Origin of the sequence: Streptomyces sp. GS7 (assembly GCF_009834125.1) — a bacterium.
Classification (GTDB): domain Bacteria; phylum Actinomycetota; class Actinomycetes; order Streptomycetales; family Streptomycetaceae; genus Streptomyces.
In genome coordinates this window covers 917,691-936,474 of the sequence record NZ_CP047146.1, presented here as the reverse complement: position 1 = coordinate 936,474, position 18,784 = coordinate 917,691, and the positions used below count along the sequence as shown (strand labels likewise).

The 18,784-nt window shown below is 71.0% G+C and carries 18 protein-coding genes and 1 riboswitch; of the genes, 6 read left to right on the top strand and 12 right to left on the bottom strand.

Annotated features, from left to right (window positions below; all coding sequences use genetic code 11):
- Positions 1-302: 302 nt before the first annotated feature.
- The 8 genes from GR130_RS03955 to GR130_RS03920 form a co-directional block, all read right to left on the bottom strand.
- A complete protein-coding gene (locus GR130_RS03955; protein WP_159503408.1) occupies positions 303-1,244 on the bottom strand; it encodes a Ppx/GppA phosphatase family protein in 942 nt (313 codons plus the stop codon).
- A complete protein-coding gene (locus tag GR130_RS03950) occupies positions 1,241-1,843 on the bottom strand; it encodes a DUF501 domain-containing protein (RefSeq protein ID WP_236572782.1) in 603 nt (200 codons plus the stop codon). Before GR130_RS03950 ends, GR130_RS03955 begins: the two co-directional genes overlap by 4 nt.
- A gap of 217 nt (positions 1,844-2,060) precedes the next feature.
- Positions 2,061-2,516, bottom strand: coding sequence for an FtsB family cell division protein (locus GR130_RS03945; RefSeq protein ID WP_159503407.1), 456 nt, complete (start codon positions 2,514-2,516; stop codon positions 2,061-2,063).
- A 170-nt stretch (positions 2,517-2,686) separates the two neighbouring features.
- Complete coding sequence (eno, locus tag GR130_RS03940; protein WP_159503406.1) at positions 2,687-3,967, bottom strand: phosphopyruvate hydratase; 1,281 nt, start codon at positions 3,965-3,967, stop codon at positions 2,687-2,689.
- A 374-nt stretch (positions 3,968-4,341) separates the two neighbouring features.
- On the bottom strand, positions 4,342-5,013 hold the full coding sequence (locus tag GR130_RS03935; RefSeq protein WP_159503405.1) for a transglycosylase family protein: 672 nt from the start codon (positions 5,011-5,013) through the stop codon (positions 4,342-4,344).
- A gap of 7 nt (positions 5,014-5,020) precedes the next feature.
- Positions 5,021-5,190, bottom strand: a riboswitch (cyclic di-AMP (ydaO/yuaA leader).
- A 250-nt stretch (positions 5,191-5,440) separates the two neighbouring features.
- Complete coding sequence (locus GR130_RS03930; RefSeq protein WP_328707542.1) at positions 5,441-6,520, bottom strand: transglycosylase family protein; 1,080 nt, start codon at positions 6,518-6,520, stop codon at positions 5,441-5,443.
- 295 nt (positions 6,521-6,815) lie between these two features.
- On the bottom strand, positions 6,816-8,162 hold the full coding sequence (locus GR130_RS03925) for a cytochrome P450 family protein (protein WP_159509731.1): 1,347 nt from the start codon (positions 8,160-8,162) through the stop codon (positions 6,816-6,818).
- 81 nt (positions 8,163-8,243) lie between these two features.
- The gene (locus GR130_RS03920) at positions 8,244-9,119 is read right to left on the bottom strand and encodes a LysR family transcriptional regulator (RefSeq protein WP_159503403.1); all 876 of its coding nucleotides are present in this window, start codon (positions 9,117-9,119) and stop codon (positions 8,244-8,246) included.
- A 123-nt stretch (positions 9,120-9,242) separates the two neighbouring features.
- Between GR130_RS03920 and GR130_RS03915 the strand changes: the two genes are divergently transcribed.
- Positions 9,243-10,490: an MFS transporter gene (locus GR130_RS03915; protein WP_159503402.1), complete on the top strand. Its 1,248-nt coding sequence runs from the start codon at positions 9,243-9,245 to the stop codon at positions 10,488-10,490.
- Positions 10,491-10,527: 37 nt separating this feature from the next.
- On the opposite strand, the gene GR130_RS03910 is transcribed toward GR130_RS03915, so the two are convergent.
- A complete protein-coding gene (locus tag GR130_RS03910) occupies positions 10,528-10,995 on the bottom strand; it encodes an ATP-binding protein (protein ID WP_159503401.1) in 468 nt (155 codons plus the stop codon).
- Positions 10,996-11,280: 285 nt separating this feature from the next.
- Here GR130_RS03910 and GR130_RS03905 point away from each other — a divergent pair, with 285 nt between their 5' ends.
- Positions 11,281-12,132 carry a helix-turn-helix domain-containing protein gene (locus GR130_RS03905; protein WP_159503400.1) on the top strand — a complete coding sequence of 284 codons (852 nt, stop codon included), beginning with the start codon at positions 11,281-11,283 and terminating at the stop codon, positions 12,130-12,132.
- 8 nt (positions 12,133-12,140) lie between these two features.
- Positions 12,141-12,332 (top strand): hypothetical protein, encoded by a 192-nt coding sequence (locus tag GR130_RS03900; RefSeq protein WP_159503399.1) that lies wholly within the window; start codon positions 12,141-12,143, stop codon positions 12,330-12,332.
- Here GR130_RS03900 and GR130_RS03895 read toward each other — a convergent pair.
- The gene (locus tag GR130_RS03895) at positions 12,320-14,383 is read right to left on the bottom strand and encodes a tetratricopeptide repeat protein (RefSeq protein WP_201304790.1); all 2,064 of its coding nucleotides are present in this window, start codon (positions 14,381-14,383) and stop codon (positions 12,320-12,322) included. The genes GR130_RS03900 and GR130_RS03895 overlap by 13 nt on opposite strands.
- A gap of 511 nt (positions 14,384-14,894) precedes the next feature.
- On the opposite strand from GR130_RS03895, the gene GR130_RS03890 reads away from it, so the two are divergent.
- Genes GR130_RS03890 through GR130_RS03880 form a run of 3 tightly spaced genes read left to right on the top strand, consistent with a single transcriptional unit; the run spans position 14,895 to position 16,483 of the window.
- A complete protein-coding gene (locus GR130_RS03890) occupies positions 14,895-15,125 on the top strand; it encodes a hypothetical protein (protein ID WP_159503398.1) in 231 nt (76 codons plus the stop codon).
- On the top strand, positions 15,103-15,612 hold the full coding sequence (locus GR130_RS03885; protein ID WP_201304789.1) for a DUF6879 family protein: 510 nt from the start codon (positions 15,103-15,105) through the stop codon (positions 15,610-15,612). Before GR130_RS03890 ends, GR130_RS03885 begins: the two co-directional genes overlap by 23 nt.
- A 25-nt stretch (positions 15,613-15,637) precedes the next feature.
- On the top strand, positions 15,638-16,483 hold the full coding sequence (locus GR130_RS03880) for a helix-turn-helix domain-containing protein (RefSeq protein ID WP_159503396.1): 846 nt from the start codon (positions 15,638-15,640) through the stop codon (positions 16,481-16,483).
- Positions 16,484-17,039: 556 nt separating this feature from the next.
- Here the strand turns inward: GR130_RS03880 and GR130_RS03875 are convergent.
- Both GR130_RS03875 and GR130_RS03870 read right to left on the bottom strand, forming a co-directional pair.
- A complete protein-coding gene (locus tag GR130_RS03875; RefSeq protein ID WP_159503395.1) occupies positions 17,040-18,050 on the bottom strand; it encodes a nucleoside triphosphate pyrophosphohydrolase in 1,011 nt (336 codons plus the stop codon).
- 66 nt (positions 18,051-18,116) lie between these two features.
- The gene (locus GR130_RS03870; protein WP_159503394.1) at positions 18,117-18,758 is read right to left on the bottom strand and encodes a SurA N-terminal domain-containing protein; all 642 of its coding nucleotides are present in this window, start codon (positions 18,756-18,758) and stop codon (positions 18,117-18,119) included.
- Positions 18,759-18,784 lie beyond the last annotated feature (26 nt).

Here is an 18,784-nt window from a genome sequence, read left to right as displayed (position 1 = left end):
ACACACCGGAGACGCGCCGGAGACCCGGCAATTCGCGGGCGGGAGGGTCTTAGGACCTTCGAATGAGGGTCGGATGGACAGATAGTTCGCCCATGAGGCGGGTTTTTCATGTGAAGGATTTCACGAACTTTCTTTCCGGCCGCCCGTCCGGAACCCCCGCAACCCCCTTGAAGGCCGCTCAGACGGCGGCCGATCCGCTCAAAATCCCACTCGCCGGGGGTGGTTGCCGTGCCGGGCACCGCCCGGCGGCACCGGCCGCCGGACCGGGCCCCGGCACGGCGAAGAGGCCGGGGCCAACGGGGTCAGACCATGCTCCAGGCGATGCCGTCCAGAATGTCGTGTTCGCTGACGACGACCTCTTCGGCGCCGATGCGCTCCATGATCGACAGAAGGACGAGGGCGCCGGCGCCGATCACGTCGACCCGGCCGGGGTGCATGACCGGGCTGGCCGCGCGTTCGGCGTGGGTGGAGGCGAGCAGGTCCTCGGTGATCTCGCGGACCTTGGCGAGGGAGATCCGGGAGTGGTGGATGGCCGCGGAGTCGTAGTGGTCCAGGCCGAGGGCGATGGCGGCGACGGTGGTCACCGAGCCGGCCAGGCCGACCAGGGTGGCGGCCTCGCTCAGCGGGACGGTCTCCTCTGCGCGGTCCAGGGCCGCGGCGATGTCCGCCTTTATGGCGGTGATCTGGCCGGCGGCCGGCGGGTCGCTGATCTCCCCGCCGTGGACGAGGTGGCGCTCGGTCATCCGGACGCAGCCGACGTCGACGGAGCGGGCCGCCCGTACCGAGCCGTCGCCGAGGACGAACTCGGTCGAGCCGCCGCCGATGTCCACGACCAGGTAGGGCAGTGCGATATGGGGGTGGCCGGTCAGTTCCCGGGTGGCGCCGGTGAAGGAGAACTCCGCCTCCTGGTCGCCGGTGATCACCTCGGGCTCGACGCCCAGGATGTCGACGACACCGCGGACGAAGTCCTCGCGGTTCTCCGCGTCGCGGGAGGCGGAGGTCGCCACGAACCGGAGCCGCTCGGCGCCCAGGCCCTTGATCACCGCGGCGTACTCGCGGCAGGCCGCGAAGGTGCGCTCCAGCGCCTCGGGGGCCAGCCGTCCGGTCCGGTCGACGTCCTGGCCGAGCCGGACGATCTGCATCCGGCGGTCCAGGTCCTTGAGTTCACCGGTCTCGGGGTCCAGGTCCGCGACCAGCAGCCGGATGGAGTTCGTACCGCAGTCGATGGCGGCGACCCGCTTCACTGGGCGTCTCCTTCGGGGGCGTCGGGGGTTTCCGAGGTGTACCGGGTCGCGGCGGCCGGGGACTGCGCGTCCTTCGGGGCGTCGCCGCAGGGGGACACGCACGGGCCCTTGCGCCACCACTCCGGGAGCATCGCGAGGGCCTCGTCGCCGAGCGGGTTGACGCCGGGGCCGGCCGCCAGCGAGTGGCCGACGAGCACATGCAGGCACTTGACCCGGTCGGGCATCCCGCCCGCGCTCGGGAAACCCTGGAGCACCTCGATGGCGTCCCGGCGCCGGATGTAGTCCTCGTGGGCAGCGCGGTAGGCGGCGGCCAGCTCCGGGTCGGTGGCCAGCCGCTCGGTCATCTCCTTCATCACGCCGTCGGCCTCCAGCGTGCCGATCGCGGAGGCCGCGCGCGGGCAGGTGAGGTAGTAGAGCGTGGGGAAGGGCGTGCCGTCCTCCAGGCGCGGCGCGGTCTCGACGACGTCCGGCTGCCCGCAGGGGCAGCGGTGCGCGATGGCGCGCAGGCCGCGCGGCGGGCGGCCGAGCTGCTCCTTGAAGGCGGCGATGTCCGCGGCGGTGGGCTCGGTGGGCTCGGTCTGGGGCGGAGGCGTTTCCATGGGCGCTTTCGGTGAGGGCGGCGGGTTCTGTCCGGTGGCGGCGGTGCCGGGCGGGGCGGCGGACCGCCCCGCGGGGCCGGCCGGCCGCCGGGCTCGGTGCGTACCACCGCGGGGGTCGTGCGGGTGGGGCCGTGCGGACGGTCCCGGTGTCGACAGTACGGGCTAGGGCCTGTCCGATGGGCCGGGGTCGGAAAGGCCGCGGCCCATCGGACAGGCCCTACCGCTGGTCCGCGGCGTCGACACCGTCCCACAGCTTCTCGTACCAGGGCGGCTGCGTCGCCGCCGCCCCCTTCTGTGCCGCGTGCACGCCGGAGCCGTCCTGGACGGTGTAGGCGGTCTCGCCCGGCATGACGTAGTGCAGGTGCCGGCGGGCCTGCTGCCGGACGAACTCCGGATCCTGCCAGCGGGCCTTCTCGTCGCGCAGCCGGTTCAGCTCGGCGCCGGCGTCCTGGGCCTTGCGGCGCTGGTCGGCGATGTCCGAACGCTGGGAGATGTACTGCCTTATCGGGTAGGCGAGGGCGACGACCAGGGAGCACATCACCAGCGCGAGCAGGGCGGCGCGGCCGGTGAGGCGGTTGCGCCGGGGGCGCCGCTTCGCGCGGTAGACGCGGGCGGCGGCCTGTTCGCCGAGCGCCTTGAGCCGGGTCGCGGTGGAGAACCGGTCCGCGGGCACGTGGCCTCGCCTCCCCTTCAGATTCCGTCGTGCCGCCGTGTCGCCACAACGACGTACGTCCCCGGCAACGGTACGGGACCGGTGCCGGGGACGGACGGAAGACGTACGGACGCTGCCGCGGCTGCGGCCGTCAGCCCTTGAGGCGGGGGACCGTCGGGCGCTTCAGGGCGTCAGCCCTTGAAGCGCGGGAAGGCGCTGCGGCCCGCGTAGACCGCGGCGTCGTCGAGGATCTCCTCGATGCGCAGCAGCTGGTTGTACTTGGCGACGCGCTCGGAGCGGGCCGGGGCGCCGGTCTTGATCTGGCCGCAGTTGGTGGCGACGGCGAGGTCGGCGATGGTGACGTCCTCGGTCTCACCGGAGCGGTGCGACATCATGCACTTGAAGCCGTTGCGCTGGGCCAGCTCGACGGCGTCCAGGGTCTCGGTCAGCGAGCCGATCTGGTTGACCTTCACCAGCAGGGCGTTGGCGGAGCCCTCCTCGATGCCGCGGGCCAGGCGCTCCGGGTTGGTGACGAAGAGGTCGTCGCCGACCAGCTGCACCTTGGCGCCGAGCTTGTCGGTGATGACCTTCCAGCCGGCCCAGTCGTCCTCGAACAGCGGGTCCTCGATGGAGACGAGCGGGTAGGCCGCCACCAGCTCCTCGTAGTACTCGGTCATCTCGGCGGCCGAGCGGTCCTTGCCCTCGAACTGGTACTTGCCGTCCTTGTAGAACTCGGAGGCGGCGACGTCCAGCGCCAGCGCGATGTCCTGGCCGGGGGCGTAGCCGGCCTGCTTGATGGCCTCCAGGATGAGGTCGAGGGCCTCGCGGTTGGAGCCGAGGTTCGGGGCGAAGCCGCCCTCGTCGCCGAGGCCGGTGGACAGGCCGCGCTCCTTGAGGACCTTCTTGAGGGTGTGGTAGACCTCCGCGCCCCAGCGCAGCGCCTCGGAGAAGGACTCCGCGCCGATCGGGGCGATCATGAACTCCTGGATGTCCACGTTGGAGTCGGCGTGCGAGCCGCCGTTCAGGATGTTCATCATCGGGACGGGCAGGATGTGCGCGTTCGGGCCGCCCAGGTAGCGGAACAGCGGCAGGTCGCTGGCCTCGGCGGCGGCGTGCGCGACGGCGAGGGAGACGCCGAGGATGGCGTTGGCGCCGAGCGAGCCCTTGTTGTCGGTGGCGTCCAGGTCGAACATCGCCTGGTCGATCAGCCGCTGCTCGGTCGCGTCGTAGCCGACCAGCTCCGGGCCGATCTGCTCGATGACGGCGAGGACGGCCTTCTCCACACCCTTGCCCAGGTAGCGGTTCGGGTCGCCGTCGCGAAGCTCGATGGCCTCGAAGGCGCCGGTCGAGGCACCGGACGGCACGCCGGCACGGCCGGTGCTGCCGTCGTCGAGGCCGACCTCGACCTCGACCGTGGGATTACCTCGCGAGTCGAGAATTTCGCGGGCTACGACGACGTCGATGGACGGCACGTTGTCTCCTTCATGGGTGTCTGGAGTTCTGCAGCACGAGCCTAACGGCCCCGGGCGGATCCGCTCGCCCTCGGCCCGCTCCGTGGGACGGAAAAACCCAACAAGCAGGCCAAAGGCCCAGTTCACGGAACGTTTGGGCGCATTGTTCGCTGAGCGGGGAAAGCGGCGGAAGGCGGCCGCCGGGCGGGCTGCGCGATGTCACGGACGCGGCGTCACGAACGCGGCGTCAGGGACGCGACGTCATGACGTCATGGAGAAGCCCCGCCGCGGCGCGCTCGGGGGAAGTACGCGCCGGGGCGGGGCAGGCTCGGACGGCCGGTCCGGATGGGGCCCGGCTCACGTTCGGCTCAGGCGGCCGGGCCGGCCGAAGCGGCTCAGACGCTGAGCTTCTGGCCCGGGAAGATGAGGTTCGGGTTGCCGCCGACGACGGACTTGTTGGCCGCGTACAGCGCCTTCCAGTTGGTGCCGTGCGCCTTGGCGATCTTGGCGAGGGTGTCACCGGACTTCACGGTGTAGGTCTCGCCGGAGCGGTGCGAGTGCTGCGGGGCCGGCTGGGCCTTCTCGCGGACCGGGGCGGACTTCTTGGTGGTGCCCTCGGCCTTCTTGCGGGTCTCGGTGGTGCCCTGGCTCTTCTTGACGGCGGAGCCGGACGGGTCGACGTTGGCGGCCGGGCCACCGGCGGTCAGGTTGCCGGCGCCGGCGCAGGACCAGGCACCCGGGCCCTGGATGGCGAGCAGCTTCTCGGCGACGGCGATCTGCTGGGCCTTGGTGGCCAGGTCGGCGCGGGCCGCGTACTTGGTGCCACCGGCGGCGGCCCAGCTGGAGTTCGAGAACTGCAGGCCACCGTAGTAGCCGTTACCGGTGTTGATCGACCAGTTGCCGCCGGACTCGCACTGGGCGACCTTGTCCCAGGTGGCGACCGAGGCCGCGGAGGCGGAGGTGGCGCCCATCAGCGGCACGGCGACGGCGGCACCGGCGACACCGGCCAGGGTGGCGACGCGGACGGCCTTGGAGCTGCGACGGTGCTTGCCCTTGTTGATCAGCATGGTGCGTTCGTTTCCTCACCGACGCCTACGAGGTGAGCTGTCGGGTTCGGGCCATGTGAGTTGCCCGGCCGTGTGTGCTGCACACATGGCTTCACCCCAAGCCGGCTGACCCGCTTTCACGGGCGGGGCCGGCACTTACCTTGGGTCCCCCGCTCCTGCCTTCGGCGCTTGCGCGTCGGTTGCCTCCGACCGCCGGCAGGATTCGGCGTGCGATCGCAGAGCCCGCTTTGGCGAGCGGTCCTGACCGTAAGCAGTAACCCGCTTGGTGTTCAAACCCCATGTTCTGAACCAAGTTGACCATTTTTGATCATGACGGGTCGCATTTCCGCAGGTCGGCACCGGTATGGCAACGGGGGGCGGGCCTGGACCCACCCCCCGCAACGAGAGCCTTGTCTCACTTTGGAGAAACCGGACGAACCGCCGGTAACTACCCTTCCCCGTGCCCGAGATCGAGCAGCTGACCTGGGCGAATCAGGTCCGCGTCGGCGCCGACGACGTCCTTGTTGTGCGCGTAGAGCGCGGGCCAGCCGCCGGGCAGGCCATGGCTCCCGGCGATCGCTGACAGGGTGTCACCGGGACGCACGAGGTACCGGTCGGCACCCGCCGGGGGCGTGCCGTGCGCGTCACCGCCGCGGGAGGCGTGGCCGCCCGGGGAGCCGGCGGGGTCGTCACCCCGGTCCTCGTCCGGGCCCGCGCCGGTGCCGCGGCCCTTGCCGCTGTCGCCGCTGCCGTTCCTGCCGTCACCCTTGCCCTCGCCGTCGTCCGGGGCGCCGCGGTGCTTGCCCCGGCCGGGCGGCACGGACGGGGCCGACCGGTCGTCGCCGGGCCCGGGAGAGGCCGTACCGGACGGCGACGGGGTCGCCGACGAGCCGGTGGGGTCGGTGGTGGGGTCCGTGGTGGGGTCCGTGGGGCGGTCACCCTTGTCCCCCTTGTCGCCCTTGTCGCCCTTGTTGCCGTGGTCGCCCCGGTTGCCCTTGTCACCATGGTTGCCGTGGTCGCCCTGGTTGCCCTGGCCACCCTGATCGCCCTGGTCGCCGGGGTCCGTAGAGCCCGGGGTGTCGGGTCCGGGTGCCGAACCGGACGGGCCGGCGGTGCCCGAGTCGTCGTCCGACCCGTTGGAGGGGTCGGCGGTGTGCGAGTGCGACGGGCGCGGGGAGGGCTTGGTCGTGCTGCCGGGGTCGACGTCCGGCGTCCGGCCGTCCTTGGTGAGGCCGGCGTTGGCCGCGCAGCCGGGGAAGGCGTCCGGGCCGCGGTCGTCGAGTATGGCCTCGGCCACGGCGATCTGCTGCGCGCGGCTGGCGAGGTCGGGGCGGGAGGCGTAGGCCGAGCCGCCGTAGCCGTCCCACATCTCCTGGGTGAGCTGGAGGCCGCCGTAGAAGCCGTTGCCCGCGTTCGCACTCCACACCCCGCCGCTCTCGCACTGGGCGACCTTGTCCCAGGTGGCGGTGTCGGCGGCGTGGGCGCCGCTGGCGGCGAACAGCGGCAGGGCGAGGCCCGCGCCGGTCACTCCCGCCGTGACAAAGATCGCCGGTGCTTGACGGGGGCGACGGTGTCGGCCGTTCCCGGAACGCATGCGGTTGCCTTTCGCGCGGCGGTTGAGTTGTCGGATCGGCGCCACAGTGGCCCCGGCCGTACCGCCGGGTCTGCCGTCGGTCCGGCCGCCGGTCGAACATTCGACCGCGATCGTCCGTGGAAAGGTAGCCGGGGTCACGGGTAGTCACAAGTCGGTGTAGCAGAGATCACGTGTAGGTCACGCAGCTGACGTCATGTCAGGTTCGGCTGGGCCCGGCGACCTTCGCCGGTCAGCGGGCGTTCGGCGTGAACTCCACCGGCAGGGACCGCAGTCCGCGCATGATGAGCCCGCCGCGCCAGCGCAAATCATCCGGTTCCGCCGCAAGCCGGATGTCCGGGAGCCGGGCCAGCAGGGTGGCGAGCGCGGTCTGCCCTTCGAGGCGGGCCAGCGGCGCACCGAGGCAGTAGTGGATGCCGTGCCCGTATCCCAGGTGCGGGTTGTCACGCCGGGTGAGGTCGAGGACGTCCGGCTCGGTGAACCGCGCCGGGTCGCGGTCGGCGGCGGCCAGCACCACGAGCACCGGGTCCCCCTCGGCGATCCGCTGCCCGCCCAGCGTCAGGTCCCGGGTCGCGAACCGCCAGGTGGCCAGCTCCACGGGACCGTCGTAGCGCAGCAGTTCCTCGATGCCGGTGGCGAGCAGCTCGGTGTCGCCGGCCGCCATCGACTTCTGGAGCAGCTCGCGCTGGGCGGGGTGGCGCAGCAGCGCGTAGGTGCCGTTGCCGATGAGGTTGACGGTGGTCTCGAAACCGGCGAAGAGCAGGATGAAGGCCATCGCCGCGGCCTCGTTCTCGGTGAGGTGCTCGCCGTGGTCGGAGGCGCGGATCAGGCCGGAGATCAGGTCCTCGTCCGGGGCGGCCGTCGCGCCCAGGCCCGCCCGCTTGCTGTGGATCAGCTCGGCCAGGTACGTGCGCATCTTCTTCACCGAGCGGGCGACGCCGCCGCGCGGCCCCCCGCCGGGCCCGGCTTTGGTGTGTCGCAGCATCATGCCCGCCCAGTCGCGGAAGTCGTCCTGGTCCTCGGGCGGGACGCCGAGCAGGTCGCAGATCGCGTAGATCGGCAGCGGGAACGCGAACTCGTGGATCAGGTCCGCGCTCCCCCGCGCCGCGAAGCCGTCGACCAGACGATCCGTCAACTCCTGTATCCGTGGCGCGAATTCGGCGACCCGGCGAGGGGTGAACGCCTTCGAGACCAGGCGGCGCAGCCGGGTGTGGTCCGGCGGGTCGATGTTCAGCAGATGCGTCATCAGATTCGCGCTGCGCTCACCCGGGATGCCGATCCTGCCCTTGCCATGAGCCGCCTCGGAGTGGTGCACCGGGTTCTTCGACAGCCGCGCGTCGGCGAGCGCCTGCCGGGCGTCCGCGTAGCGGGTGACCAGCCACGCCTCGACGCCGCTCGGCAACGCCGTCCGGTGCACCGGCGCATGCTCCCGCAGCCAGGCGTACGCCGGGTACGGGTCGGCGGCGAACTCCCAGGTGAAGAGGTCGGGCGCGGGGGTGGCCGCGGGGATGGCCACGGAGGCGGCGGGACAGCCCGCAGGCTCGCCGGCGGGCGGGGCCTCGGGGCGGGCGTCGGGCATGGCGTTGGGGTGGGCGTCGGACGTCTGCTGCACATATCGACCGTAACCGGTGCCCCACCCGCACCGCCCCACCCATGGGCCTCACCCCGGCTCGACGCCCAGCCCCGCCAGGAACGCCGCCGCGGCCGGCGACGGCCCCAGCCCGCTCCACACCACCCGCTCGGTGCGCTCCGGCGCGGGCCGTACCCGCACCGTGTGCAGCCCGGTCAGCTTCCGGGCGAACGCCGCCGGCACCATGCCGACGCCGAGCCCGGCCCGGACCAGCTTCGCCAGGAACTCCACGGTGGTCACCTCGAACGCCACCTCCGACGTCAGCCCCGCCGCCCGGAACGCCTCGTCGCGCTGGCGGCGGGCCGCCGAGCCCTCGGCGTAGTCGACGAACGTCTCGCGCGCCACCCGTGCCAGCGTCGTCCACTCCCGCCCGGCCAGCGGATGCTCCGGCGGCACCACCGCGACCAGCTCCCCGTGCGCCAGCACCTTCTCCCGCACGCCGACCGTGCGCGCCCCGGGCACCAGCCCGACGAACGCCACGTCCAGCACGCCCGCCCGCACCCGCTCGATCAACGGATCGCTCATCTCCATCTGCAGACTGATCCGCACCTTCGGATACCTCGTACGGAACGCGCCCAGCTCGCGGGCGAGATCGACCGCCTCCACGGTGGAGATCGCCCCGACCGCCAGCCGCCCGCGCACCTCGCCGGTCGCCGCCTCCACCTCGGCGCGGGCCCGCTCAGCCGCCTGGAGCGCCTGCCGGGCGACCGGAACGAAGGCTTCCCCGGCGGCGGTCAGCCGCACGCTCCGGCTCGTCCGGTCGAAGAGCCGGGCCCCCAGCTCCTTCTCCAGCCGGGCGACCTGATGGCTGAGCGCGGACTGCACCACATGGCAGCGCTCCGCGGCCCGGGTGAACCCACCGGTCTCGGCGACCGCGACGACGTACCGCATCTGCTGGAGCTCCATGCGCGCGATCGTAGGCGCGTGGCCACCCACACCCGCCGCACGGACATCCATCTCGTTTCACGATCGATGGGATGAAAACTATGTGTTGGACCGATGGATGGGGCAGCCCCGAGGCTGGGCGTCATGAGAACCGTCGCGCCGCGGGAGACCGCACCGGACACGCCCGCCCCGCCCCGCCTGGGGCGCGGCACCCTGCTGCTGATGTCCGCCGCCGCCGGGCTGTCCGTGGCCGGCAACTACTTCGCCCAGCCCCTCCTGGACGTCATAGGCCACGACCTCCACCTCTCCGCCGGCACCGCCGCCCTGGTCGTCACCGTCGCCCAGACCGGCTACGGACTCGGCCTGCTGCTCCTCGTCCCCCTCGGCGACCTCCTGGAACGCCGCCGCCTCGCGGTCGTCCTCTGCGCCCTGACCGCCGTCTTCCTGACCGTGACGGCCAGCGCCCCGAACGCCGCGCTGCTGCTGACCGGCACCGCTCTGACGGGTCTGGCCTCGGTCGCCGCCCAGGTCGTCATGCCGTTCGCGGCGACCCTGGCCGCCCCCGAGGAACGCGGCCGGACCATCGGCACCGTGATGACCGGCCTGCTGCTGGGCATCCTGCTGGCCCGTACGGCGGCGGGGCTGCTCGCCGAACTCGGCGGCTGGCGCACCGTCTACTGGGTCAACGCCGCCCTGATGCTCCTGATGGCCGTCCTGCTGCGGCTCCGCCTCCCGGCGCTGAGGACCACGGCCGGACTGCGCTACCCCGCCCTGCTGCGCTCGACTCTGGCCCTGTTCGCCCAGGAACCGGTGCTGCGCTGGCGGGCGGCTCTCGGCGCCCTGTCCTTCGCGGGCTTCAGCGTCCTGTGGACCGCGATGGCGTTCCTGCTGTCCGGGCCCGCGTACGGCTGGCAGGAGTCGGCGATCGGGCTGCTGGGGCTGGTCGGCGCGGCCGGTTCGCTCGCCGCCTCGGTCGCCGGGCGCCTCGCGGACCGCGGACTGGCCCACCGGGTCACCGGCGCCTGCGCGTTCCTGCTCCTGGGCTCCTGGGGCCTCCTCGCCGCCGGGGGCGCGGGCGGCGGCTGGTCGCTGGCGGCGCTGCTGGCCGGGGTGATCGTGCTGGACCTCGCCGCCCACGGGGTGCACGTCAGCAACCAGAACCTGGTGTACGGGGTCCGCCCCGAGGCCCGCAACCGCCTCAACTCGGCTTACATGACCAGCTACTTCGTGGGCGGCGCGGTGGGCTCGGCACTGACCTCGGCGGTGTGGAGCCGCGGCGGCTGGAACGGCGTCTGCGTGCTGGGGGCGGGGCTGGCGGTTGCGGTGGTGGGGGTTTGGGGGGTGGAGCGGATGCGGATGCGGGGCATGCAGGCGGCCTGTTCGCGGGCCTGAGCACCCCGCACTCCTCCCCTTCCCGACGGGGCTGACGTCATGCCCCGTGCAGCGGCATCCCAGCGACGACGGACTTCCCGCACGGGTGGCGCGGCACCACCGCCCAGGCGGCGGAGACCGCGTCCACGAGGACCAGCCCCCTGCCACCGCAACCAGTGTCCGGGCCGGACGCCCTGATGACCGGACGGCCGTCTCCCGGGTCCGACACCGCCAGCCAGTAGTGCCCGTCGGCAGGCCAGAGGAAAAGCTCGACCAGCTGGTCCTCGTCATGCAGCGCCCCATGCCGCACGGCGTTCGTGACGAGCTCCGAGGCCAACAGAACGAGATCGCCCGCCAATTGAGGGGCACAGTCGGCGGGCAACGCCCCAGCGACGGCCCATCGGGCACGGCGTACGGAGGCGGCGGTGGCGGGGAACGTCCAACGGGAGGGGACGGTGGGCACGTGAGGCTTGGTCAGAGTCGGCGAAGGCAGTGCGGACTGCGCCGGAAACGGAATGACGGGCATGACGGAACCCCTCGCTGATGTCGGGTAGTTGGTGACGTGGTACGTACGCGGTCCCGGCCGCGCCGGTGGCCTACCTCCCTGGGCGCGGACGCACCCGCCCCAGGGCAGGCGGACACGCTCGCACGGCGCACTTCCCGCAGTTGCGGTGTGTGGCTTCCGCGTTACTCAACGCTAGCGACCCTGCCGACAATGCGCCACCACTCTGGTGGCATTTGCCACCATCGAGTTGGACGGGTGATGAGCCGTCACGGCACACTGACCCCGATCCGATCCAGAGAGGACGGCATGGCGACGCGACGCACCCCTACTGAGCGTCAGAAGCGCTTGGGAGCTGAACTGCGCAAACTCAGACTGGCCGCGGCGGTCAGCACTGACTACGCAGCCGGCCTGCTGGGCTTGGACCGGACGAAAATCTCCAATATGGAGTCCGGGATCCGTGTCATCACTCCCGAACGAGTGCGCACCCTGGCCTGCAACTACGCCTGCTCGGATGCCACTTACGTTGACGCCCTGGCAACGATGGCGGACAAGCAGGACAGCGGCTGGTGGGAGGAGCACCGGGGCACACTGCCGCCCGGGCTTCTCGACATCGCGGAACTTGAGTGGCACGCGGTGCGCCTGCTCACGGCCCAGACGGTGCACGTACCTGGCCTGCTGCACACAGAGGACTACGCGCGGGCAGTGTTCAGTGCCGTCCTCCCGCCACTGTCACGGCTGGAGATCGAACTCCGTGTGCACCACCGGATGGAGCGGCAACGCATCCTCGACGAGGGGATCGCCCGGCCTTACGTGGGATACGTCCATGAAGCAGCCCTGCGTATGCACTTCGGAGGTCGAAAGGTCGCCCAGGCGCAACTCGACCATCTCTGCGTCGCCTCGGAGCGCGAGCACATCTCGTTGCGGGTGATTCCTGTCGAGTGCGGCGTGTTTCCGGGCGCAGGCCACGCACTGCTCTATGCCGAAGGCCCCGTGCCCCAACTGGATACGGTCCAACTGGACTCGGCACACGGGCCGGAGTTCACTCATGCCGAGGCCCAGCTCGCCAAGTACCGGGCACACCTCGACTGGATGGCGGAGAACGCCCTGACTCCCGAGAAATCACGGGACTTCATCCACGCCATCGCGCGCCAACTCTAGGAGACCGGATGCCTGACATCACTTGGGAAGCCCCGTTCTGCGGCGAAGGCAACAACTGCTTCCGCATCGGCACCGACGCCGACGGGAACGCCTACATCTCCGTCAGTGGTGAAGAGGACCGCTACCTGACCGACTCCATAGAAGCCCTCCGCACACTCATCCGCGACGTGAAGGCGGGCAAGGCGGATCACTTGCTCTGATCCCTGAGCCCGCTCGGCTCCGGAACGGGGGCCTCCCCGAGGGCGCGCTTGGCTCCTGGGTGGCCCAGGGCCGCCGCCTTGCGGTACCAGGTCATAGCAGAGGTGGTGGCACCCTCCTTCTTGTGGAGTTCGGCGAGACGGAACGCGCCGTAGGCATCTCCGTCTTTGTGCCCTTTCATGTACCAGAGGCGGGCTTCATCGGCGCGGCCACGCTCCTCGAGGAGTACGCCGAGATTGGTGGCGTCCAAGGCCCGGCCTCTTTCGGCGCCGTAGCGGATGTCATCCAGCGCCATGTCCACCGTTTCCACTCGGCGATGTTCCGTGTGGCCCTCCTTCTGGACGTATCCCGCGAGTTCTGCCGCGGCCCACACGTCGCCGGCGTCGGCGGCGCGGCGCAGCCAGGCCACAGCAGACTCGTGGTCGTTCCACAGCTGGTTCACCCTTGCCATGCTCGCCGCGACCGGTGCGTACCCGGCGTCGACTGCTCTCAGATAGCTGCCGAAGGCGCCGTCCATGTCTCCGCTGCCCAGTTGCAGGTCGCCGAGCAGATGCGCGGCTTCCCCGCTCCCGCCCTCCGCCCCCACCGACAGCCATCGTTCCGCCCGCTCCCGCAGCAGCTTTCCCAGCAGGGTGGCGGCCTCTACGTCCCCGGTCTCCGCCGTGGTCGCAAGGAAGGGCTCGGCCGCCTCGCCGTCGCCCCGCTCGGCGAGCATCCTCCCGAGCCGCCCCGCCGACTTCGTCTCCCCGGCCTGCGCCGCCCGCCGGAGCCACTGCTCGGCCTCGGCCTCTTCCCCCAGTGATTCCGCGAGGAGGCCAAGGTTGTGCAGGGCGGAGCTGTCCCCGGCTTCGGCGGCACACTCGAAGGCGACGCGCGCCTTCGCCGCGATCTTCGCGTAGTCGTACGCCTCGTCCATACGAGCCGCCTCCAGGGCGCAGCCCCACACCTGACCGTCCACAGCGGGCAGTTCCTCGTGGCGGGCGACTGCTTCGAACAGGAACGGCGCGGCCCGCCACGTATCGCCCGTGACGCGTATGAGGAGCCGCAGCAGCCCGTGCCGTCGCTCGGTCGCCCAGGCCCGGGCATCCGCCACCGACTCCCGCTCCATACCGGTCACGTCCCCGTACCCCTCGTGGACCTTGAGGAGGAGTTCCATGGGGAGTGGGCCGGTCAGCCCACAGCGAGCGAGGTCCAGCGCAGCGCACACCAGGGCGTGGCCGCGCGGGTGCCGGTCGGCGCGGCGGGCGCGCCACCATTCCTCCCAGAGGGTGCGGGAGAGGGTGAGGTAGGCGGGGACGCCTTCGGGGCCGCTGGAACGGACGGCTTCAGCCAGCCGGGGGTCGCCGATGAGCCTGTCGCAGCGCGCCAGCCGGTCCCGTTCCGCCGCGCTCCACTCCCTCGGCAGCTCGACGGTGTGCGCGAGGTCCAGCACCCGACCGCGGGGCTCAGCACGGCATGCGTCGTAGGCTTCCTCACGCATGGTGGCGAGCACGACTACCCGCAGGGTGGTCAACTGGCCGAGCAGGCGCGGCTCCAGTCCGCCGTCGGTGTCGCCGAGGTACCCGTCGAGGTCGTCGAGCCAGACGGCGTACCGTCCAGGCCGGTCGGTCAGCAGCGCGGGCAGCCTGCGTAGGTCGGCGCCGCGTGCGGGGGCGAAGACGCGGAATCCGGGGAGCCGTTCCGTCAGTGCCGTCAGCGCCGTACGGGACTTGCCTGCGAACGGCTCACCGAGCAGCAGGACCAGACCGCCGATCGAACCCGCCCGCTCCAGCGCTGCGTTGAGTTCGCCGTCACGCTCCCTGATGACGTAGGGAGGCAGCGCGGGGTAGCCGGTGACACGTTCGGCGGGACGCGCCCCGAAGGCGATCTGGTCGATGTCCCCGGTCATGGGCCAGCTCTCGGGGTCGAGCGCGGCACCAGGGACGCCAGGCGTCTGGAAGGTGAGCGTGTTGATGGCGCCAGCCTGGATGACGGGGCCGTGGATGGTGCCACCGGAGACGGTGTTGCGGGTGTTGGTGGCGGGGGCTGTCCGGCCGTGGGTCCGCTCCGGCATCGGGGACAGAGAGTCCCGGATGGTCACAAGTGCGTCAGCGGTCCGCGGGTTACGGCCGAGCAACCGACGCAAGTGACCGCTCCACAAGACCATGAGATCTCTCGGCGGGGCATCGGGGTGGTTCGCCCACGTGGCCAGCATCCGTGCGTCGGCCCACACCTGGTCTTCGTCGTGCGCCCCCCAGAACATGTCCCGGACGGCCGAGCGCGCGGCTTCGCCCGCTTCCGTGCCGACGGCGCACACCAGCGCCTCCGCCAAAGAATCCGCCAACCCGTCAAGCTCCACCCCAGTCCCTCCCCCTCAACTACCGCTCCCCAACGGTACTCACCAACCTCCCCGTCGGCTGCCACCACCGCATCCCCGCAGGCCGGGCCGCCACGTGCAACGCTGCCTCCGGGCGATCGCGACGCAGCCATCATGGGTTAGAAGTTCGTGCAAGTCGCTGGCACGCCGGGGTGATCAGGCGCAAGCTCAAACTTGTTGATCGTCACCCGAGGCAAGGGAGGACACGATGGCTTTGCAGCGGCTGGGCAAGGATCCGGAGAGCCCTAACAACGGCTCACCGACGGTGTATCTGGACGACGAGACCGGGAACTACATCCTGCAAGGATGGCGGGTCACGGACACTGAGCGGCTTGCCCAGATGGACATCCCGGCTCATGAAACGGTGATCGAGTTCCCCAGGCGCATGATGCGGTTCTTCCCGGAGGTGAGCGGTGGTGACGACACAGCCGACGTTTGAGGATCTGTTTCGGTCTGCCGAGCACAGTGCGTGGCACCTCGAAGCCAGGGACTCGTACGCACTGGATGCGGACTACCAGGAGTGGACGGCGGGAAACCACTTCGATCCCGCCGAGCGCTGGCCCTGGTGGATCGACCTTGTTTCGGCTGCGGTGGCCCAAGGCGTGGACGTGCGGCGTGCGCGAGTCGTCTCGGAACCCGTCTCCGCCTACATTCGGTATGAGCACGCGCTCACCGGCGGACACAACGTCAAGGCTGGCGAGTTGGTGCGCTGGCTGCCCCGTCGGCACGCGTCTTGGCTGCTGTTGCCGGGCAACGACTGCTGGATCTTCGACCGTTCGTCAGTGCTGTTCAACCACTTCAACGGTAACGGGGAGATGACCGGCGAAGAGCTGGTGACCGACCCCGCTGTGGTTCGTGCGTGCGTGACAGCCTTCGAAGCGGTCTGGGAAAGGGCGACTCCTCACGAGGAGTACCGGCCGGTCTGACAGCACGCACCCCGAACACTCGAACGTGACTTCATCGTCCAGCGTCCAGCAAGCCCGAGAGGCCCTGGGCAAGCGCCTGCGCGAGATCCGGAAGGACTCAGGTCTGACAGCGCGGGAGCTTGCCGCCAGGGCTGGCTGGCACGAGAGCAAGTGCAGCCGTATCGAGAACGGCCGTACAGGGCCGTCCGACGGTGATCTGCGAGTGTGGACGCTGCACTGCGGCGCGGAGGAGCAGACGGCCGATCTGATAGCCACCGCGCGCAACATCGACGGTGCGTACGTCGAGTGGCGACGCATGGAACGGACCGGTCTCCGCCGGGCACAAGAGTCCGTCCTCCCGCTCTGGGAACGAACGCGGCGCTTCCGCGCCTACTCGTCGTGCCTGATTCCCGGCCCCCTCCAGACCCGCGCCTACATCGAGGCACTACTCAGGGCGATTCGCGACCGGCGCGCCCTGCCCGACGATCTGGACGAGGCCGTTCAAGTCCGGGTGGACAAGCAACGCATCCTCCACGAGGGGACCCGCCGCTTCGCAGTCCTTTTGGAGGAGAGTGTTCTACGACACCGCATCGGCGGAGCAGCAATCATGGCCGGCCAACTCGGCCACCTCCTGTCTGTAGCCACCCTCCCCAACGTCAGCCTGGGAGTGATCCCGCTTGACGCGGACCGCACCGCGCTGTGGCCGGTAGAGGACTTCTGGATCTTTGACCACGCCCAGGTCAACGTGGAACTCGTCTCTGCCTTCCTGACCATCACACAGCCGCGCGAGATCAGCATGTACGCCTGCACCTTCGCCGACCTGGCGGACTTGGCCGTCTACGGCGCCTCGGCACGGGCACTGATCACGGCGGCAATCGACTCTCTCGGGTGAGCGGGCGCAAGTCCGCGCAAGTTCGTTGAGGTCAACTCCCGGCTATTTCTAGCGTTATCGCCCTACGACGACGTGAGGCGACAGCGCGCGAGTCATGACGAGTCCGCTTCGGTACAGGCGGCACCTTGGAGAACTCCCGCTGGGCACCTGGACGTTGGAATCGGCCACGCCATCGACGGTACGGCGGCGTGGCCCTCTCGAAACAGGAGGTTAGCCAATGAGTGCTGTGAGCGTCGATACGTATGAGACGCGCACGCCCGACGCCAAGGGTTGGCGCGGCATCCCGTTCCGTCACCCCGCCGCCGTGGAAGTTGATGGCGGGAAACACGACGGTGGCCCGATGCCACCCGAGGCTCCGCGTGACCCGCAACCGCAAGGAGGAGACGGCAAGTGACCCCGGCTCGCTGAGCGACGGCGAGTTAGGCAGATCAGCGCATCGGACAGTAACCCTCGGCGGTCAGGGCGTGGCCGCTGGCCCCGTACGTGCACTGGGGTGCACGTACGGGGCCCTGTTCTGTCCGGCTCTGCTCCCCCAACGGTACTTAAGCAGCCCCCCTCAGCGGCCTTCGGCCGCCACCACCGCATCCCGGTACGTCCGGGCCGCCGCCCGGAGTGCCGCCTCCGGGTCGACGCCCTCGGACTCGGCGCGGACGGCCAGCGCCAGCAGCTCGTAGCCGATGCCCGGCCCCGAGGGCGTCGGGACGTTCAGGCCCGCCGTGCGAACCCGGGAGGCGAGCTTGGCGGCCAGGGCGAGGCCGGGCTGGGCGAGCGGGATGCCCTCGGTGACGGAGTCGCGCTGCTTCTCCTCGGCCTTGGTGCGGAGCCAGTGGGCCTTGACGTCCTCGGGGGTCTCGGCGGTCTCGGCGCCGAAGACGTGGGGGTGGCGGTGGAGCAGCTTCTCGACGATCGTGCCGGCCACGTCGTCGACCGAGAACGGCTCGTCGGGGTCGTCCTGGGCGATCCGGGCGTGGAAGACGACCTGGAGGAGCACATCGCCCAGTTCCTCGCGCAGCGCCTCGCGGTCGCCCTCCTCGATGGCCTCGACCAGCTCGTACGCCTCCTCGATGGCGTACTTGGCCAGGTCGCGGTGGGTGCGGATGCTGCTCCAGGGGCACTCGGCGCGGATCTGGTCCATGACCTGGACGAGGTCGAGCAGGCGGGCGCCGGGGAGGTCGTAGGAGCCGGGGAGGAGTTCGAGGTCGGGCATGGTTTCGCGGCCGGAGCCGGCGAGCCGGGCCAGGCCGTCGGTCAGCGCGCTCTCGCCGTCGGCGGAGGTGATGACGACGGCCGTGCGGGCGCCGGGCACGCAGTAGTCGACCAGTTCGCGGGCGGTGGGGGCGGCGATCTCGACGGTGACGCCGGCCTCCCGTAGGTAGGGCAGCTGCGGATGGTCCGGGTCGGCGCACAGCACCCGCTCGGCGGCCCGCACGATCTGCCACGCGGGCCAGGACAGCAGTCCGGGGGCGACCCGGTGGCTGGTCGTGAGCAGGACCAGGCGGCCGGTGCCGGCGCCCTGGGGGTGGGGCTCGGCGCCGGCGTCGGCGGCGGAGGAGGCGTCAGCGTTCACGCATCGAACGTAACGCAAGGGGGTGACAGAGACGCCGGTGCCCGCCCCCTCCCCAGGGGTCAGGCCCTAGACCTGCTGCTGTTGCGGCGCGGCCGGGGTGATCCACGGGTCCTTGGTCTCGCCGAGGATGACCTGCTGGTCGTCCCACTTGCCGAAGCGCGGGTTGACGTCGATGCCCATGTCCCGGGACGTCCTGGACAGCACCTGGGCGAGCTTCTGCTGGCCCTGCGGCAGGTTGCGGTCCGCGCCCAGGTGCCGGGCCAGGCCGTCCATCAGCAGCTGGTTGCGGGCCATCGCGTCGATCTCGTCGGGTGCGATGCCCTGCTGGATCCACATCAGCTTCAGCCGCTCCGCGCCGCCGGAGCGCTGCTCGGCCGTCTCCCGCCACTGCTGGACGTCGGAGCGGGTGACCCGCACCCCGGCGTCCTTCGCGGCCCGCGCCAGCACCTCGTCGAAGATCATGCCGTTGAGGGTGGCCAGGCTGAGCCGCCCGGTGTTCGTGACCAGCTGCTCGCCCTGCGGGGACGTGGCCTGCGCGGCGCGGATGTCCCTCACCCTGGACTGCAACTGCGCGACGGTGATCCGCTTTCCGTCGACGATGGCGGCGGCACCGGGATGCGCATCGGTGCCGCAGGCGGCGAGCAGGGGGGTCGCGGCCAGCAGAGCGGCGGCGGCGGAAACGGAGAGCGCTGTCCTACGGCGGAACACTTGGCCTCCCGGCAGATCGTGCGACG

Coding starts and splice junctions, on each gene's coding strand:
- GR130_RS03950 (WP_236572782.1), bottom strand. CDS start 1,843: ATGGAAACGCCTCCGCCCCAGACCGAGCCCACCGAGCCCACCGCCGCG.
- GR130_RS03935 (WP_159503405.1), bottom strand. CDS start 5,013: ATGCTGATCAACAAGGGCAAGCACCGTCGCAGCTCCAAGGCCGTCCGC.
- GR130_RS03925 (WP_159509731.1), bottom strand. CDS start 8,162: ATGCCCGACGCCCGCCCCGAGGCCCCGCCCGCCGGCGAGCCTGCGGGC.
- GR130_RS03920 (WP_159503403.1), bottom strand. CDS start 9,119: ATGGAGCTCCAGCAGATGCGGTACGTCGTCGCGGTCGCCGAGACCGGT.
- GR130_RS03915 (WP_159503402.1), top strand. CDS start 9,243: ATGAGAACCGTCGCGCCGCGGGAGACCGCACCGGACACGCCCGCCCCG.
- GR130_RS03910 (WP_159503401.1), bottom strand. CDS start 10,995: ATGCCCGTCATTCCGTTTCCGGCGCAGTCCGCACTGCCTTCGCCGACT.
- GR130_RS03905 (WP_159503400.1), top strand. CDS start 11,281: ATGGCGACGCGACGCACCCCTACTGAGCGTCAGAAGCGCTTGGGAGCT.
- GR130_RS03900 (WP_159503399.1), top strand. CDS start 12,141: ATGCCTGACATCACTTGGGAAGCCCCGTTCTGCGGCGAAGGCAACAAC.
- GR130_RS03895 (WP_201304790.1), bottom strand. CDS start 14,383: ATGCCGGAGCGGACCCACGGCCGGACAGCCCCCGCCACCAACACCCGC.
- GR130_RS03890 (WP_159503398.1), top strand. CDS start 14,895: ATGGCTTTGCAGCGGCTGGGCAAGGATCCGGAGAGCCCTAACAACGGC.